This is a genomic window from Microbacterium sp. 22195, from assembly GCF_052056515.1.
GTDB lineage: Bacteria > Actinomycetota > Actinomycetes > Actinomycetales > Microbacteriaceae > Microbacterium.
Genome location: NZ_JBQEPE010000001.1, coordinates 990,749 through 1,006,382, shown reverse-complemented (window position 1 = coordinate 1,006,382; position 15,634 = coordinate 990,749). Strand labels below are relative to the sequence as shown.

15 protein-coding genes are annotated in these 15,634 nt (G+C 71.1%); 8 read left to right on the top strand and 7 right to left on the bottom strand.

Annotated elements, in window-relative coordinates:
• Positions 1-80: 80 nt before the first annotated feature.
• The 4 genes from ACTJJ4_RS04985 (at position 81) to ACTJJ4_RS04970 (ending at position 3,400) form a co-directional block, all read left to right on the top strand.
• A complete protein-coding gene (locus ACTJJ4_RS04985; RefSeq protein WP_285633634.1) occupies positions 81-305 on the top strand; it encodes a DUF3499 family protein in 225 nt (74 codons plus the stop codon).
• A gap of 148 nt (positions 306-453) precedes the next feature.
• Entirely contained in the window at positions 454-1,383 is a 930-nt protein-coding gene (locus ACTJJ4_RS04980; RefSeq protein ID WP_440942269.1) for an efflux RND transporter periplasmic adaptor subunit, read from the top strand.
• Positions 1,380-2,192, top strand: a complete 813-nt coding sequence (locus ACTJJ4_RS04975) for an ABC transporter ATP-binding protein (RefSeq protein WP_440942268.1) — start codon at positions 1,380-1,382, stop codon at positions 2,190-2,192. The genes ACTJJ4_RS04980 and ACTJJ4_RS04975 overlap by 4 nt, the downstream gene beginning before the upstream one ends.
• Positions 2,189-3,400: an ABC transporter permease gene (locus tag ACTJJ4_RS04970; RefSeq protein WP_440942267.1), complete on the top strand. Its 1,212-nt coding sequence runs from the start codon at positions 2,189-2,191 to the stop codon at positions 3,398-3,400. Before ACTJJ4_RS04975 ends, ACTJJ4_RS04970 begins: the two co-directional genes overlap by 4 nt.
• Before the next feature lie 32 nt (positions 3,401-3,432).
• Here the strand turns inward: ACTJJ4_RS04970 and ACTJJ4_RS04965 are convergent, their stop codons facing one another.
• Positions 3,433-4,242, bottom strand: a complete 810-nt coding sequence (locus ACTJJ4_RS04965; RefSeq protein WP_440942266.1) for an RDD family protein — start codon at positions 4,240-4,242, stop codon at positions 3,433-3,435.
• A gap of 16 nt (positions 4,243-4,258) precedes the next feature.
• On the opposite strand from ACTJJ4_RS04965, the gene ACTJJ4_RS04960 reads away from it, so the two are divergent.
• Positions 4,259-5,248 carry a stage II sporulation protein M gene (locus ACTJJ4_RS04960; protein WP_440942820.1) on the top strand — a complete coding sequence of 330 codons (990 nt, stop codon included), beginning with the start codon at positions 4,259-4,261 and terminating at the stop codon, positions 5,246-5,248.
• 86 nt (positions 5,249-5,334) lie between these two features.
• Here the strand turns inward: ACTJJ4_RS04960 and aqpZ are convergent, their stop codons facing one another.
• A complete protein-coding gene (aqpZ, locus tag ACTJJ4_RS04955; protein ID WP_440942265.1) occupies positions 5,335-6,093 on the bottom strand; it encodes an aquaporin Z in 759 nt (252 codons plus the stop codon).
• Between the two features lie 159 nt (positions 6,094-6,252).
• Here aqpZ and ACTJJ4_RS04950 point away from each other — a divergent pair, with 159 nt between their 5' ends.
• Together ACTJJ4_RS04950 and katG are read left to right on the top strand one after the other, a co-directional pair.
• Complete coding sequence (locus ACTJJ4_RS04950; protein WP_425561586.1) at positions 6,253-6,714, top strand: Fur family transcriptional regulator; 462 nt, start codon at positions 6,253-6,255, stop codon at positions 6,712-6,714.
• Entirely contained in the window at positions 6,711-8,990 is a 2,280-nt protein-coding gene (gene katG, locus ACTJJ4_RS04945) for a catalase/peroxidase HPI (RefSeq protein ID WP_440942264.1), read from the top strand. Before ACTJJ4_RS04950 ends, katG begins: the two co-directional genes overlap by 4 nt.
• 99 nt (positions 8,991-9,089) lie before the next feature.
• On the opposite strand, the gene ACTJJ4_RS04940 is transcribed toward katG, so the two are convergent.
• The 5 genes from ACTJJ4_RS04940 to ACTJJ4_RS04920 form a co-directional block, all read right to left on the bottom strand.
• On the bottom strand, positions 9,090-10,397 hold the full coding sequence (locus ACTJJ4_RS04940; protein WP_440942263.1) for a DUF58 domain-containing protein: 1,308 nt from the start codon (positions 10,395-10,397) through the stop codon (positions 9,090-9,092).
• Between the two features lies 1 nt (position 10,398).
• Positions 10,399-11,322 (bottom strand): AAA family ATPase, encoded by a 924-nt coding sequence (locus ACTJJ4_RS04935; protein ID WP_440942819.1) that lies wholly within the window; start codon positions 11,320-11,322, stop codon positions 10,399-10,401.
• An 83-nt stretch (positions 11,323-11,405) separates the two neighbouring features.
• Entirely contained in the window at positions 11,406-12,620 is a 1,215-nt protein-coding gene (locus ACTJJ4_RS04930) for a DUF4350 domain-containing protein (protein WP_440942262.1), read from the bottom strand.
• Complete coding sequence (locus ACTJJ4_RS04925; RefSeq protein WP_440942261.1) at positions 12,617-13,273, bottom strand: DUF4129 domain-containing protein; 657 nt, start codon at positions 13,271-13,273, stop codon at positions 12,617-12,619. Before ACTJJ4_RS04925 ends, ACTJJ4_RS04930 begins: the two co-directional genes overlap by 4 nt.
• Positions 13,270-14,778 carry a glycerophosphoryl diester phosphodiesterase membrane domain-containing protein gene (locus ACTJJ4_RS04920; protein WP_440942260.1) on the bottom strand — a complete coding sequence of 503 codons (1,509 nt, stop codon included), beginning with the start codon at positions 14,776-14,778 and terminating at the stop codon, positions 13,270-13,272. Before ACTJJ4_RS04920 ends, ACTJJ4_RS04925 begins: the two co-directional genes overlap by 4 nt.
• 169 nt (positions 14,779-14,947) lie before the next feature.
• Between ACTJJ4_RS04920 and mtrA the strand changes: the two genes are divergently transcribed.
• The gene (gene mtrA, locus ACTJJ4_RS04915) at positions 14,948-15,628 is read left to right on the top strand and encodes an MtrAB system response regulator MtrA (protein WP_440942259.1); all 681 of its coding nucleotides are present in this window, start codon (positions 14,948-14,950) and stop codon (positions 15,626-15,628) included.
• The last annotated feature ends 6 nt before the right edge of the window (positions 15,629-15,634 follow it).

Sequence of the window (15,634 nt, the reverse complement as noted above, 5' to 3'; positions counted from 1 at the left end):
TCTTCGAAGTCGCGGGCGGCTCGGAGCGGATGCCGCGCGGCACCCGGGCATCCTGCATGCGCGGCCCTACGCTGAGGGAGATGGACGACTCACTCCGCACCGACGAACGGCTCTGCTCCAAGGTGGCCTGCGCGCGCGAGGCGGTCGCCACGCTCACCTTCGACTACGGCGACCAGATGGCAGCACTCGGCCCGCTCGGTCCGGGCGGAGACCCGCACGCGCACGACCTGTGCGCACTGCATGCCGAGCGGCTCTCGGTTCCCGCCGGCTGGCTGGTCGTGCGGCACGAGGCGATGCGCGGCTGACGTCTCCCGCCGAGACCGGCGGCTCGCGTCGAGCGCACTCAGGGGCGACGCGACGACAGATGGGGGTGAACCCTGATCCTTTTCCGCGGGGCCTTCCCCTAGCCTGATGCCAAGGGGGCGCCAGGGCGGCTGCCCAGGAAAGGCAACCGTGGTCGTCTGGCGCCGTGTGATCCTCCCGCTCGTGTTCGTCCTGGTCCTCGGCGCAGCAGCCGCCGCGCTCGTCAAGCTCGCGTTCTTCCCCGATGTCACGCAGGCCGCTCCCGCGGATCCCTCCGCCGGCGTCGCCGATCCGATCACCGCCGTCGAGCGCGGATCGGTGGTCAGCGCGCTGAAGCTGGACGCCACCATCGCGCGAGACGAACCCTACGCCGTCCGCAGCGAGACCGACGGCACGGTCACGGCGGTGCACGTCGCAGACGGGGCGACCGTCGCGAAGGGGCAGCTGCTGGTGACGATCAAGCAGCTGGATCCTGCCAAGACCGTCGAGCTTCGTGCCCCGGAGGCCGGCGAGGTCTCCGAGCTGGCCCTCGTCAAGGGACAGACGACCAGCGTCGGGGGAGAGGTGCTGAAGCTCACCCCGGCGCGACACCACGTGCTCGCCACCGTCAAGCCGGCCGAACTGTACCGGCTCGTGAACGCACCCACCGAGGCGACCGTCAGCATCAACGGCGGGCCGGCGCCGTTCACCTGCACGGGAGTGGGCGTGCAGATCGCCGAGGACGGCACGGCGAGCATCCGCTGCGCGGTGCCGGGCGACCAGAAGGTGTTCGCCGGGCTGCCGGCATCGGTCGAGCTCGCACTCGGCAATGTCGACGACGCGCTCGTGATCCCCGTCACCGCCGTCAAGGGCGGAGCGGGCAGCGGGACGGTCTGGGTGGATGCCGGCGACGGGTCCGAGCCCGAGGAGCGCAAGGTCACGCTCGGAGTGAACGATGGCGAGAAGGTGGAGGTCACGGACGGGCTCGCCGAAGGCGACAGCATCCGCCAGTTCGTACCCGGCTTCGCCGCACCCTCCGAGGAGGAGTGCTACGACGACGGTCAGGGCGGCCAGTTCTGCGAGTCGGGGACGAGCTGGTGACGCTCGTCGCGCTGCAGGACGTCGCCAAGAGCGTGCTCCTGCCGGACGACAGCACGCTGGAGATCCTGCGCGGAGTCACGCTCGAGGTCAGCGCCGGCGATCACGTCTCCATCGTCGGGCGCTCCGGATCCGGGAAGTCGACGCTGCTGAACATCCTCGGCATGCTGGACGCCCCCACGACCGGCACGGTGTCCTTCGCCGGCCGCGAGGTGCGGCGCATGAGGCCCGGGCGCCTGGACCGGCTGCGAGGAGACCACGTCGGGTTCGTGTTCCAGCAGTTCAACCTGCTGCCCGGCCGCACCGCACTGGACAACGTGATGATGCCGCTGGGCCATGCGAAGGGCCGGCTGTTCTGGCAGCGTCGCCGGATCGCCGCCGACATGCTGGAGCGCGTCGGTCTCGGGCATCGCGTCGAGCAGATCGCCGACCGGCTCTCCGGCGGCGAGCAGCAGCGCGTCGCCATCGCGCGGGCCCTGGTGCGCAGGCCGGTGCTGATCCTCGCCGACGAGCCCACGGGCGCCCTGGACATCGACACCGGCGCCAGCGTGATGGCGCTGCTGGACGAGGTGGCCACCGAGACGGACGCCGCACTGGTCACGATCACGCACGATCTGCACGTCGCAGCCCGCGCACGGCGGCACTACCGGCTCGACGGCGGGGTGCTCGCCCCCGCGGATCTGCGTCGCGCCTTCGAGGCGTCCACGCTGCAGGACGACGTGCCGGCGGGGCTCGCGCTCGCCGCGAGCGTGCCGGCCGGTGACGCCTCCGCGGACGCCGTCGCGGCGGATGCCGTGGAGCGGGCGTCATGAGCTGGCTGATCGGATCGCTCGCCGATGCCTGGGCGGAGATCCGCGTGCACAAGCTGCGCGTCCTGCTCAGCCTGATCGGCATCGCCGTGTCGGTCGCGGCGCTGACCGCCGTCGTGGCCGTCTCGGAGCTCGCCATGCAGTCGCAGACCGAGGAGATGGACCGCTACGGCGGGCGCGAGGCCACCATCGGCGTCACCGCGATCGGGGAGAACGGGCCGGTCGACACCGCGGCCTTCGATGAGCGGTTCACGAAGGTGTCCGAGCGCTACGGGTTCAGCGATGTGGCACGCATCGCCGAGGGTCTGATGATCCCCGTCCAGGCGCCGGACGGCCTGCACGACACCTCGGCACGGCTGCTGGATCCCGCGTACGCCAGGATCCACCGCGAGAAGCTGCTCACCGGCCGCGAGTTCCGCGCGGACGACGCCGAGGCGCTCGCGCCTCCCGTGATCGTGTCGGAGGCGCTCTGGAAGGTGCTCGGCAGCGTGCCGATGGCGCAGCATCCGACGCTCACCCTGGCCGGTCCCGCCGGCGGCACCTATCAGATCGTCGGTGTGCGACCCCGGCAGGGGGCGTGGGACGACGAGAAGCGCATCGACGTGCTCTTCGACTCCTACACGTCGCGCGTGGACAGGCTGCCCGAGGACGCCCAGGTGCGCTACGACATCTGGGTCGGCAGGAAGGACGTCGCCGCCGTCGGCCCCGCCCTCGCGATGGATCTGCGCGCAGGCCTCCCGGAGGGACAGCAGGTGATTGTCAATCGCACGGACTGGGGTGCGAACCCGGGCTACCTGGAGGGACAGCGCATGGTCGAGCTGCTGATCGGCGGCGTCGCGGCCCTGATCCTCGGTCTCGGTGCGCTGAGCCTGATCAACGTGCAGCTGGTCGCGATGCGGCAGCGGGTGCGCGAGATCGGCGTGCGGCGGGCCTTCGGCGCCACCGCGGGGCGGATCTTCACCACGGTGCTGCTGGAGAGCCTGGTCGCCACGACCGTCGCCGGTGTGATCGGGATCGCGATCGTGATCACGGCCCTGCGGATGCCGATGCTGACCGAATGGCTGTTCCCGGCCCTCGTGGACGTGCCGCCGTTCCCCATGCGCGCGGCGATCACCGGCCTCGTGGCCGCGGTGATCGTCGGCGCAGTCGCCGGTTTCGTCCCGGCGCTGGTCGCGTTGCGGGTGAAGGTGATCGACGCGATCCGCTTCTGAGCGGGAGCGGATGCCGGCGGCATCGCCTCCCCTCAGACGCGCACGCGCCGTCCGGTGAGCCGCTCGGCGCGCTCGTCGGCGATGACCAGTGCGCGCTGCTCGCGCTGGCGGCGCAGCACGGTCACCCCGCGCAGCAGCTCCTCCGGCGAGACCGGTGGAACAGGCGAGACGAAGGCCGTGACCTCGGCCGCGAGCTCCTCGGCCACCCGGATGCGGGCGGCGGGGAGGAGCTGATCGGCGTTCGCCAGGAACTGGGAGACGCGCCGGGCGAGGCGGTCGGGGAGCCGCGCGACGTCCGCGATCGGCGCCCACGTCGACAGCGACGGCGGCAGATAGGGCACGTGCGACGGAAGCCGCTGCGTGCGCACCCGCTGCGAGTAGGTGCCGGCGACCAGGTCGCCCAGCCGCTGCGAGCGCGCGGTCACCGCTCCCGCGATCACCGCGCCACCGCCCAGGGTCATGTAGATCTCCAGCACGCCCACCAGCGCGCGGATGAACGTGTGGCGGAACGTGATCGCGCCGCCGTCGACGCGCACGATCCGCCCGCCCACGGCGAGCTTGCCCACGCTGCGGCCCCGCATGGCCATCTCGACGGTGATCGGCAGCACCAGGAAGCTGATCACGGCGGCCCAGATGCTGAGGATCGGCAGCGTGTGCAGATCCAGCAGGTTCAGGCTGAGCAGCCAGAACTGCAGGATCTCGAACGCTGCGAACACCGCGAACCCGATGACCATGTCGATCAGGGCGCCGGCGGCCCGCAGCACGAAGCCGATCGGCTGCACGTCGATGGCGACGGCCTCGCCGGAGAGGATCTCCTGCTCATCGGTGATCGGAAGCGACATGAGTAGAGTCAATCACGTGGATGCCGATGCTCTCACCGACATGCGCCGCTCCGAGTGGGAGCGGCTAGACGCCCTCAGCCGCAAGCGGCGGCTGACCGGGACCGAGGTCGACGAGCTCATCACGCGCTACCGTGCGGCATCCGCGGATCTCGCCGAGCTGAAGACCTCCGTCGGCGACTCGCCGCAGGGCGCCTACCTGTCCACGATCCTCGCCGCCGCGCGTCTGCGCTTCACCGGCGCGTCCGACAACATCCTCGCGCAGACCTCGCGGTTCTTCCGGCTGCAGCTGCCGGCGGCGCTGTACCGGCTGCGCTGGACGACGGCGGTCGTCGCGGCGGTCTTCGTGCTGATCGTGCTGATCAGCGGCGCCTGGATCTCGTCGGACCCCGCTCGCATCGCATCCCTGGGGAGCCCGGAGGTGCTCAAGCAGTACGCCGAGCACGACTTCGTCGACTACTACGAGCCGATGGCGTCGTTCGCCGGGCAGGTGTGGTCGAACAACGCCTGGATCGCCCTGCAGTGCGTGCTGTTCGGCGTGACCGGCGTGTGGCCGGTGTGGGTGATCGTGCAGAACGCGATGGGACTGGGCGTGGCGGCGGCGGTGATGGCCTCGCACGATCGCCTGGACGTCATGATGCTGCACATCCTGCCGCACGGCATGCTCGAGCTGACCGCGATCTTCATCGCCGCGGCGGCAGGGCTGCACATCTTCTGGTCGTGGGCGGTGCCGGGGCGGCGCACGCGGGGTGAGTCCCTGGCGGCCGGCGGGCGCTCGCTCGCGACCGTCGCGATGGGCCTGGTCTTCGTGCTGCTGCTGTCGGGACTAGTCGAGGGATTCGTCACCGGATCGGCGCTGCCCTGGCCGCTCAAGATCGGAATCGGCGCTGTCGCTCTCGGCATCGTGCTGTTCTACATGCTGGTCATCGGCCGTCGGGCCGCGCGCGACGGTGAGACGGGCGACCTGATCGAGTACGAGTCCGGCACGCCCACGCTGTTCGCAGGCTGACGCGGCACGGCGCCCGGAACGCGAGGAGGGGACGGCCTGAGCCGTCCCCTCCTGCATGTGGTGAGGCTGAACGCCTCTGTGCGTCGTCAGGCCTTGGTCGTGCCGTCGAACAGCGCCTTGTAGGCGTAGCCCACGATCAGTGCGCCCACGATCGGGAACACCAGGAACACCCACAGCTGCGCGAGGGACTCGCCGCCGCCGTAGATCGCCGCGGCGATCGAACGGGCCGGGTTGACCGACGTGTTGTCCACCGGGATCGAGATCAGGTGGATCAGCGTGAGGGTGAGGCCGATCGCGATGCCGGCGTTCGCCGTGCCGCGCGTCGCGTGGGTGGAGCCGAGGATGACCATCACGAAGATGCCGGTGAGGATGACCTCGATGATGATCGCCGACATCATGCCGAAGCCGCCGGGGGAGTGCGAGTCCCAGCCGTTGCTGGCGAACCCTGCGTCCTGGGCGGTCTGCAGCCATTTGTCGGGGCCGAACAGTCCGATCAGGACCAGCGCGGTCGAGGCGATCACGCCGCCGACGACCTGAGCGATGATGTACGGCGCGACGTCGCGCCACGGGATGCGACCCGCAGCCGCCGCGCCGACGGTGACGGCGGGGTTGAAGTGACCGCCGGAGATCGGCCCGAAGGCGTACACCCCGACGAGCACGGTCAGGCCGAACGCGAGCGCGACAGCGACGTAGACCGCCGAGTTCGCACCGGGATCGGTGAAGTGGTTCGACGCGAACAGCGCGGTGCCGACGCCGCCGAACACGAGCAGGAACGTGCCGAATCCCTCGGCGGCGAGCTTCGCGCCGAGGGAGGGCTTCTCTGTGGTGCTGACTGACTCAGACATCTTCCATGTCCTTCCGGTCGTGTGCACGGCGAGATCGCCGTGCGAGGACATGATGTCGCCGGTGCTGTGCATATGCTGTGAGGCGCGCCGCGCCGGGGCATCCGCCCTTTTCTTGATTCACTCAAAAGAAGATAGGATGGAGGCATGCGCGAGGAGCTGATGACGGATGCCGCGGAGGCGGCGATCCGCGCCGCGGGCCTGCGCGTCACCGATTCGCGCCGCGCCGTGTACGACGCACTGCTCGCGCATCCGCACGCCACGGCCGACGCCGTGCACGACACCGTCCGGGACGTGGTCGCCTCGACCAGCCTGCAGTCCGTGTACAACGCGCTGGGCGACTTCGCCGCGGCAGGACTCGTGCGCCGGATCGAACCCGCAGGGCATCCGATGATGTTCGAGCTGCGCGTCGACGACAACCACCACCACCTGATCTGCACCTCCTGCGGTGCGGTCACCGACGTCGACTGCGCGACCGGCCACGCGCCCTGCCTGATCCCCGACGACGCGCACGGCTACCGCATCGCCGTCGCGGAGGTCACGTACTGGGGCCTGTGCGCCTCGTGCGCGGCGCTGCAGACTTCCATTCCTGAAGAACCAACCCCCACCGGAAGGACATCATGACCGACGTTCGCGACGACATGCCCGGCATCGGAGACAACGCTGCCGACATCGACCAGACGAAGACCGTCACCGAGGAGCCCGTCGAGCCGACGGACGCCGGCGCCTGCCCGGTCATCCACGCTCAGCCGCACCCCACGATGGGCTCGGCGAACCGCGTGTGGTGGCCCGAGCAGCTCAACATCAAGGTGCTCGCCAAGAACGGCGAGCAGCGCAACCCGCTCGGCGCCGACTTCGACTACAAGGCGGCTTTCGAGGCGCTCGACCTCGACGAGGTCAAGAAGGACATCGTCGAGGTGCTCACCACCTCCCAGGACTGGTGGCCCGCCGACTTCGGCCACTACGGGCCCCTGATGGTCCGCATGGCCTGGCACAGCGCGGGCACCTACCGCGTGACCGACGGCCGCGGTGGCGGCGGCACCGGACAGCAGCGCTTCGCGCCGCTGAACAGCTGGCCGGACAACGTCGGCCTCGACAAGGCGCGCCGCCTGCTCTGGCCGATCAAGAAGAAGTACGGCCAGGCGCTCTCCTGGGGCGACCTGATGATCCTCGCCGGCAACGCCGCGCTCGAGGACATGGGCTTCAAGACCTTCGGGTTCGCGGGCGGCCGCATCGACGCCTGGGAGCCCGACGACGACGTGTACTGGGGCCCCGAGACCACCTGGCTGGGTGATGAGCGCTACTCCGGCGACCGCGACCTCGAGAAGCCGCTGGCCGCCGTGCAGATGGGGCTCATCTACGTGAACCCCGAGGGCCCGAACGGGAACCCCGACCCGCTGGCATCCGCCCGCGACATCCGCGAGACCTTCGCCCGCATGGCGATGGACGACGAGGAGACCGTCGCGCTGATCGCCGGCGGCCACACCTTCGGCAAGACCCACGGTGCGGCATCCGACTCCAACCTCGAGGACAACCCCGAGGCGGCCGGCCTCGAGATGCAGGGCCTGGGCTGGAAGAACAACAACGGCACCGGCAAGGGCGACGACCAGATCACCTCGGGTCTCGAGGTCACCTGGACCTACCACCCGACGCGCTGGGACAACGAGTTCTTCCACATCCTGTACGCCTACGAGTGGGAGCTGTTCAAGAGCCCGGCCGGCGCCAACCAGTGGCGTCCGATCAACAACGGCGGCGCCGACATGGTGCCGCTGGCGCACTCCGGCGGGCGTCGCGAGCCGCGCATGCTCACCAGCGACCTCGCGCTGCGCTTCGACCCGGAGTACGGCAAGATCTCGCAGCGCTTCAAGGACGACCCCGAGGCGTTCGCCGACGCCTTCGCGCGCGCGTGGTTCAAGCTGACCCACCGCGACATGGGGCCGCGCAGCCGCTACGTCGGCGCAGAGGTGCCTGCGGAGGAGCTCATCTGGCAGGACAACGTGCCGGCCGTCGACCACGCGCTGATCGGCGCGGAGGATGCCGCTGCCCTCAAGCAGCGCGTGCTCGCCTCGGGTCTGAGCGTCTCCGACCTCGTCGCCTTCACCTGGGCGGCGGCTGCGTCGTTCCGCGGCAGCGATAAGCGCGGCGGCATCAACGGTGGCCGGATCCGCCTGGCGCCTCAGAAGGACTGGGAGGCGAACAACCCGGCACGGGTGGCCAGCATCACCGCGGTCCTGGAGGGCATCCAGGCCGAGTTCAACGATGCGCGCACCGATGACGTGCGCGTCTCGTTCGCCGACCTCGTCGTGCTCGCGGGCAACGCGGCCGTCGAGAAGGCCGCTGCCGACGCCGGCGTGCAGGTCGAGGTGGTCTTCCACCCCGGTCGCACCGACGCCACCCAGGAGCAGACCGACGTCGCGTCGTTCGCCTTCCTGGAGCCGAAGGCGGACGGGTTCCGCAACTACGTGTCCCGTGACACCGCCGCCATCCCCGCCGAGCACCTGCTGCTCGACAAGGCGAACCTGCTCACGCTGACCGCGCCTGAGATGACCGTGCTCGTCGGCGGACTGCGCGCGCTCGGCGCGAACTGGGACGGCTCGGAGTACGGCGTGTTCACCGAGCGCCCCGGCGTGCTCAGCAACGACGTGTTCGTGAACCTGCTCGACCTCGGCACCACCTGGAAGCCGCTGGACCCGGGCTCCCACGCGTTCGAGGGCCGCAAGGACGGCTCCGACGAGCTCGTGGGCCGCGGCACGCGCGTCGACCTGCTGTTCGGCTCGAACTCCGAGCTGCGCGCGCTCGCCGAGGTGTACGCCTCGGATGACGCCGCCGAGAAGTTCGTCCGCGACTTCGCCGCCGCATGGGGCAAGGTCACGGAGCTGGACCGCTTCGACCTCGTCTGAGCGTCTCTCACGGAAAGGCCCTCGCCCCCTTCGGGGCGGGGGTCTTTCCCGTCCTCCGCATCCGGCGTGCCCGGGCGGGTGACCTGCCGCGGATGCTTGCTACAGGCGGCCCGCGGCCTTGAGCTCGAGGTAGCGGTCGGCGATGCGCGGGGGGAGTGTCTCCGGGTCGGCGGCGATGGCCTCGCCGCCCGCACGCCGCACGGCATCGGCCACCACCTGTGCGTCGCGCATGGTCTGCTCGGCGGCCGCGGCGAGGTAGACGTCGATGCGCGAGTCGCGACGCTTCGCGACCTGCATGATCGAGTCATCGGTGGCGGAGCCGACCAGCAGCGTGGTGGCCCGCGACGCGTCGGGGAAGGCGCCGAGGAACCCGCGCGCGGACTCCGCGGCATCCTGAGCGGTCAGCACGACGATCAGCGACGGGCGGGTCGTCATGCTGCGCACGGACGCGAACGCCCCCGCCCAGTCGGTGTCGACCAGCCGCGCGTGCACCGGGGCCATGGCGTCCGTGAGCGCGGGCAGGAGCCCTGCACCGTCGACGCCCGTGACGCGGGCCCGCGCGACACGGTCGTACATCAGCAGGTGCACGTGGTCGCCCGCTCGCGAGGCCAGGGCGGCCAGCAGCAGGGCGGCCTCGAGCGAGGCGTCCAGGCGGGTGCTGTCGCCGACGCGCGCTGCTGCGGTGCGGCCGGTGTCGATCAGGATCACGACATGCCTGTCGCGCTCCGGACGCCACGTGCGCAGCATGGTGGTGCCGGCCCGCGCGGTCGCCCGCCAGTCGATCGACCGGATGTCGTCGCCGCGCACGTACTCGCGCAGCGAGTCGAACTCGGTGCCCTGGCCGCGCACCTGGATCGAGGTGTTCCCGTCCAGCTCCCGCAGCCGCGCGAGACGCGAGGGGAGGTGCTTGCGGGACGTGAACGCGGGCAGCACGCGCAGCGCGCCGCGCACGTCGTGGCCGGCCTGGCGGCCCGCCAGGCCCAGCGGCCCCCGCGAGCGGATCACCGCGAAGTCGCTGACGAGTTCGCCGCGCCGGCGGGGGAGCAGCGGGATCTGCACGCGACGCCGTTCACCGGGCGGGATGCTGATCCGCTCACGCTCCAGCGGTGCGCCGGCCGTGGGCTGCCAGGCATCCCGCAGCCAGCCGCGCAGCGTGCGCGTGCCGGTGTTCTGCACGGCGATGCTCACCGCGACCGGCTCGCCGAGGCGGGCCCGCGACGGCACCTGACGCGTGACCACGACCGCCCGCGGACTCGTCGCGAGCGCGACGTCCAGCCCGACCAGCAGCGCGCACAGCAGCAACCACGCGCCGAACACCGCCCACGCCGGATAGCCGAGCGCGCTCAGCAGCACGATCGGCACGATCCCCAGCGCGACCAGCGGCGCCAGCAGTGCGGTCACGAACATGTCAGATCGGCACCCGCGTCTGCTGCACGACGGACTGCAGCACGGCATCCGCCGACACGCCCTCCATCTGCGCATCGGGACGCAGCTGCAGGCGGTGTCGCCAGACCGGCATCAGCATGGTCTGCACGTGGTCGGGGGTGACCGCCGTGGAGGCGTTGAGCCATGCCCACGCCTTCGCGGCGGCGAGCAGCGCCGTCGACGCGCGCGGGCTCGCACCCAGCTCGACCGAGGGCGACAGCCGCGTCGCGCGCGCCAGGTCCACCACGTAGCCGAGCACGTCATCGGTCACCCGCACGCGAGCCGCGGCGTCCTGCGCCGCGCGGATCTCATCGCCGCTCACGGCCGGCTGCACGCCGGTGAGCAGGCGCGGCGAGAAGCCGTTGGCGTGCAGACGCAGCACCGAGACCTCGGCGTCGCGCTCGGGCATGCCGACCACGAGCTTCATGAGGAACCGGTCCAGCTGCGCCTCGGGCAGCGTGTAGGTGCCCTCGTGCTCGACCGGGTTCTGCGTCGCCGCGACGAGGAACGGGTCCGGCAGCGTGCGGCTGATGCCGTCGGCCGAGACCTGGCGCTCCTCCATGGCCTCCAGCAGCGCGGCCTGGGTCTTGGGAGGCGTGCGGTTGATCTCGTCGGCGAGCAGGATGTTCGTGAACACCGGCCCCTCGCGGAACTCGAACTCGCCGGTGCGCGCGTCGTACACCAGCGAGCCCGTCACATCGCCCGGCATGAGGTCGGGCGTGAACTGCACGCGCTTGGTGTCCAGCCCCACCGCGCGGGCGAAGCTGCGCACCACGAGCGTCTTCGCGACGCCGGGCACGCCCTCCAGCAGCACGTGGCCGCGGGCGAGCAGGGCGACCAGCAGACCCGTGACGGTGCCTGCCTGGCCGATCACGGCCTTGTCGACCTCGGCGCGCACCCGGTGCATGGCCTGGCGCAGGGCGTCGTCGTCCGCCGGGATCGCACCGGCGTGGACGTCGGGGGCCGGGGTGGTGGGGATCTGCTCGTCGCTCACGGGCGGTTCCTTTCGATGTGGACGGTGTTCTCGACCGCGGTCTCCAGGTCGGCGAGACGGCGGGCGAGGTCGATGAGCTCGTGGTCGCTCTGCGGCGCCGGGCCGCCGAGCAGGTCGTACAGTGAGGTGCGCGGCACACCGAGGCGATCGGATGCGGCGTCCGCGACCTCCTCGACCGAGGCGCGCGGCCCCAGTGCCAGTCGCGCCGACAGGCGGATGACCGTGCCGGCGCGGATCGAGTCGCCGGCGTGCGCGGCATCCGCGGCCTTCGCCGTGAGCCGCGCACGCCCCTGCATGGTCTCGGAGGCGCGCACGGTCACCGGCAGCGACTCCGCCACGAGCGGCCCGAAGCGGCGACCCCGCCACCAGATGGCGGCGAGCCCGGCGACGAGCAGCATCAGGATCGCGGGCGTGACCCACTCGGGGGTGAGGCTGCCGAGGCTCTTCTGGTCTGAGGAGATGTCGCTGTCGGAGAGTGACGGCTGGTACCAGACGACCCGCTCGGTCTGCGCGAGCAGGGCGAGCCCGAGCGCGGCGTTGCCGTCCTCGGCCAGCGCGTCGTTCGAGAACAGCCGTGCGCCCTCGACCAGGGTGACCGTGCGTCCCCCCTCGGTGCTGCGCACGACAGCGGCAGCGCCGGACTCGGCGCGGAAGCAGCCGTCGGCACCCGCGGAGGGGATGAACATCCGCTCGGCGCGGATGTCGCCGACGCGTGCGAACTCAGGGGTGTCGCACTGCGCGTCGACCCTGCCTCCTTCGAGAGGGGCATCCTCTCCGAGATCCAGCAGGCGCAGCATCCGGGCGCTGCTGGTGAGCAGCACGACGCGGTCCGCGCGTTCCAGCAGAGCGTTCACGGCATTGTCGGTGAGGGTGTACGGATCGGTCAGCACCAGCGTGGTGCCCGGGCGCAGAGCGGATGCCGCGGCGGCACGGCTGTCGGTGACCTCGACGTCCACGCCGCGATCGCGCACCAGCTCGGCCAGAGCCTTCGCGCCGCTCGGGCTGGGGCTCTGCGGGTTCAGCGTGCCGCCGAGGTCGGGACTCGTGACGATGAACCGCATCGACAGGAGAGCGATGCCCACCAGCAGTACGATCACGAGCAGCCAGCCGACGATGCGGCCGGTGCGCCCCGGTGCCGGGCGCGCTGCGGTGCTGGCGGGAGACTCCTCGGCGCTCGGGGTCTCGGCGGGGGCGTTCGGGGCGAGCGTCATGCCGGCACCGCCTCGGGGGAGCCCAGCACCGGTGCGGCGGAGCGCAGGTCGTCATCGGTGGAGGCCAGTGCACGGTATGCGGCCTCGTCGGCGGGAGTGCGAAGATAGCGGACCGCGTCGAAGACGGTGGCCGCATCGTGCAGGCGGTCGGCGAAGCCGGGGAACGGAACGCGCGCCTCGCGCGCGATGCCCTGGGCGGTGGCGCCAGGGGCGGGATCGATCAGGTCGCGCTCCAGCAGGCCGCGTGCCAGTGCGCGATAGCGCAGCACGATCGCGGCATCCCAGTCCTGCTCGCGAGCCAGGCGCTCGGCGTCGGCGCGCAGCTGGGCCGCCGTGCGGTCGTCGCGCTCGCCGAGCAGGTCGCGGCGGCGTGCCACGGCACGCGAGGCGCGGGGGCGCCCCCACACCAGCAGCGCCACGACCAGGGCCGCGATCACGACGACGATGATCAGCGTCAGCGCGAACGGCGCCACACCACCTGCGCCATTCCGGGTGAACAGATTCACGAACCACTGCACGATGCCGGTGACGAACTCGTCGAACCAGGTCGGCTTGGCGGCCTGATACTCCTGCTTCGACAGCTCCTCTGCGGCCTGACGTCGCGCATCGTCCCCGTCGGGGACGAAGACGTCGGCGAGGGGGAGCAGGATCATGCGTCTCCGCCCGGGGGAGCCCACGGGCTGGCGGAGGAGGGCGGGATCACGTGCGGAGGCTGCGGGGCGCGCGGGTCGGACGCGGGGGTCTGCTGCTCGGATGCCGGCGGAGCCGCGTACGGGGATGCGGGTGCGGAGGGCGCAACCTGCGCTGTACCCGGTGCCGTGTACGGGGCCTGCGCGCCATCGGGATGCGGGGCAGTCGCCGGGTATCCCGGCTGGGCGCCGTACGGGGCCTGCGGATGCGTCGGTTGAGCGCCGTACGCCGGCTGACCGTAGGCCGGCTGGGCCCCGTACGCGGGCGGTGCCGGATAGCCCTGCGCGGGGTACGCCTGCGCGGGGTACGCCTGCGTGGGGTACGGATACTGACCGGGGTACGGGTACTGGCCCGGGTAGGCGGCGTAGGCCGGCTTCTGCACGGGCGGAGGGGTCTTCGACACCGCGCGCTCGGGGTCCACGGCGAACGGGTCGCCGAGCTCGTCGTCCGGAGTGCCCTGCGCGCTGAGCTCGACGTACCGGATCAGGGCCTGGTCCAATCCCTCGTACCGCATCCGGCTGTCGATGTAGATCAGCGTGCCGCCGGTGCCCGTGACGACCAGCGCGATCGCCTGGACCGCCAGCACCAGGACCTGCGGGATGACGTTCGCGAGCACCACCGTGATCATCGCGCTCGTCTCGTCGCCGCCACCGGTCGGGCTCAGGATGCCGCCGATGATGCCCGAGAACAGCGAGGCCGGCATCGCGACGACCTGCACCGCGATGCCCATGATCGCGCCGATCACGAACATCACGCCGAAGGCGAACCAGAACCTGCCGCGGATGAGCCGCCAGGAGCGCACCACGGCGCCGCGGATCGTCGCCCGCTCGAGCACCAGCACAGCGGGGACCACCAGGAGCTTGGTGGTCAGCCACACGTACAGCGGGATGCTGCCGAGTCCGAGCAGCAGTCCCAGGATCACGGCCAGCGCGATCGCGCCGCCGTTGTCGGGGCCCAGAGCGGCGAGGATGCCGCCCACCACGCCGAAGAGCAGGGCCACCCAGAGCAGCGCCGCCAGTCCCTGCAGCAGCGAGTAGGAGAACAGCCTCCAGAACGCGGGCTTCACCCGCGACCAGAGCAGCCGCAGCGAGGCCTTGCGGGACACGGTCGCGAACGACACGTCGGCAGCCACCAGCCCCTGCACCACCGAGGTGAAGGCGACTGATGCCAGGCCCATCACGACCGCGGCCAGGCCGCCGAGCGCCGTGGACCCGATGAGGATCGGCCAGTAATCGGGGGAGGAGGGCGGCACGGACTGGATGCGGACCGCGATGAACCAGACCATCAGGATCAGCACACCAACGGTGGCCAGCGTCACGATGAACTCGACCACGATCGCGAATCCGAACAGCACCTTCGGGTTGTGCCGCAGGGCGGCGAAGGCCCGGCCGAGCACCATTCCGAAGGTCATCGGATGCAACGGGATGGCGCCCTTCTTGGGCGCGGGCGTCCAGGTCTGACCGCTCATCGGCACTCCCCTCCATGTGCATGTCCATCGTGGCACAGGGCGCGTGGATTGCGCGGGCACGCGATCCACTCCGGTACGAGACCCGGTTTCTCAAGTAGGCTGATCCGAGTCGCGCGCGGCAGGGGAATCGACGCGCTGCTTCGCAGAGAAAGATGAGGCTGGGCAGAAGATGACCTCACGGATCCTCGTGGTGGACGATGACACGGCGCTCGCCGAGATGATCGGGATCGTGCTGCGCACCGAGGGATTCGACGTGCTGTTCTGCGCCGACGGGGCGCAGGCCGTGGACGAGTGGCGGAGTTCGCGTCCGGACCTCGTGCTGCTGGATCTCATGCTCCCCGGCATGGACGGCATCGAGATCTGCACCCGCATCCGTGCCGAGTCCGGCGTGCCGATCATCATGCTCACCGCGCGCACCGACACTGCCGACGTCGTCCGAGGGCTCGAGGTGGGCGCCGACGACTACATGGTCAAGCCCTTCAACCCGAAGGAGCTCGTCGCCCGCATCCGCACCCGCCTCCGCCCCGCTCCGCAGGCGACCGCCGAGGTGCTGCGCGTGGGCGACCTCACCGTCGACGTCGACGCCCACGAAGTGCGCCGCGGATCCACGCCGATCGCGCTGACGCCGCTGGAGTTCCAGCTGCTGGTCGCACTGGCCTCCAAGCCGCAGCAGGTCTTCTCCCGCGAGATGCTGCTCGAGCAGGTCTGGGGCTACCACTACAAGGCCGACACCCGCCTGGTGAACGTGCACGTGCAGCGGCTGCGTGCGAAGGTCGAGCTCGACCCGGACAACCCGCGCATCGTCATGACCGTGCGCGGCGTCGGGTACCGCGCCGGGAGCGTCAGCTAGGAGATC

Excerpts from the sequence above, each read along its gene's own strand:
- ACTJJ4_RS04925 (WP_440942261.1), bottom strand. The coding sequence starts at position 13,273 with ATGATCCTGCTCCCCCTCGCCGACGTCTTCGTCCCCGACGGGGACGAT.
- ACTJJ4_RS04920 (WP_440942260.1), bottom strand. The coding sequence starts at position 14,778 with ATGAGCGGTCAGACCTGGACGCCCGCGCCCAAGAAGGGCGCCATCCCG.
- ACTJJ4_RS04930 (WP_440942262.1), bottom strand. The coding sequence starts at position 12,620 with ATGACGCTCGCCCCGAACGCCCCCGCCGAGACCCCGAGCGCCGAGGAG.
- ACTJJ4_RS04970 (WP_440942267.1), top strand. The coding sequence starts at position 2,189 with ATGAGCTGGCTGATCGGATCGCTCGCCGATGCCTGGGCGGAGATCCGC.
- katG (WP_440942264.1), top strand. The coding sequence starts at position 6,711 with ATGACCGACGTTCGCGACGACATGCCCGGCATCGGAGACAACGCTGCC.
- mtrA (WP_440942259.1), top strand. The coding sequence starts at position 14,948 with ATGACCTCACGGATCCTCGTGGTGGACGATGACACGGCGCTCGCCGAG.
- ACTJJ4_RS04935 (WP_440942819.1), bottom strand. The coding sequence starts at position 11,322 with ATGCACCGGGTGCGCGCCGAGGTCGACAAGGCCGTGATCGGCCAGGCA.
- ACTJJ4_RS04965 (WP_440942266.1), bottom strand. The coding sequence starts at position 4,242 with ATGTCGCTTCCGATCACCGATGAGCAGGAGATCCTCTCCGGCGAGGCC.
- ACTJJ4_RS04985 (WP_285633634.1), top strand. The coding sequence starts at position 81 with ATGGACGACTCACTCCGCACCGACGAACGGCTCTGCTCCAAGGTGGCC.
- ACTJJ4_RS04940 (WP_440942263.1), bottom strand. The coding sequence starts at position 10,397 with ATGTTCGTGACCGCACTGCTGGCGCCGCTGGTCGCGCTGGGGATCGTG.
- ACTJJ4_RS04950 (WP_425561586.1), top strand. The coding sequence starts at position 6,253 with ATGACGGATGCCGCGGAGGCGGCGATCCGCGCCGCGGGCCTGCGCGTC.
- aqpZ (WP_440942265.1), bottom strand. The coding sequence starts at position 6,093 with ATGTCTGAGTCAGTCAGCACCACAGAGAAGCCCTCCCTCGGCGCGAAG.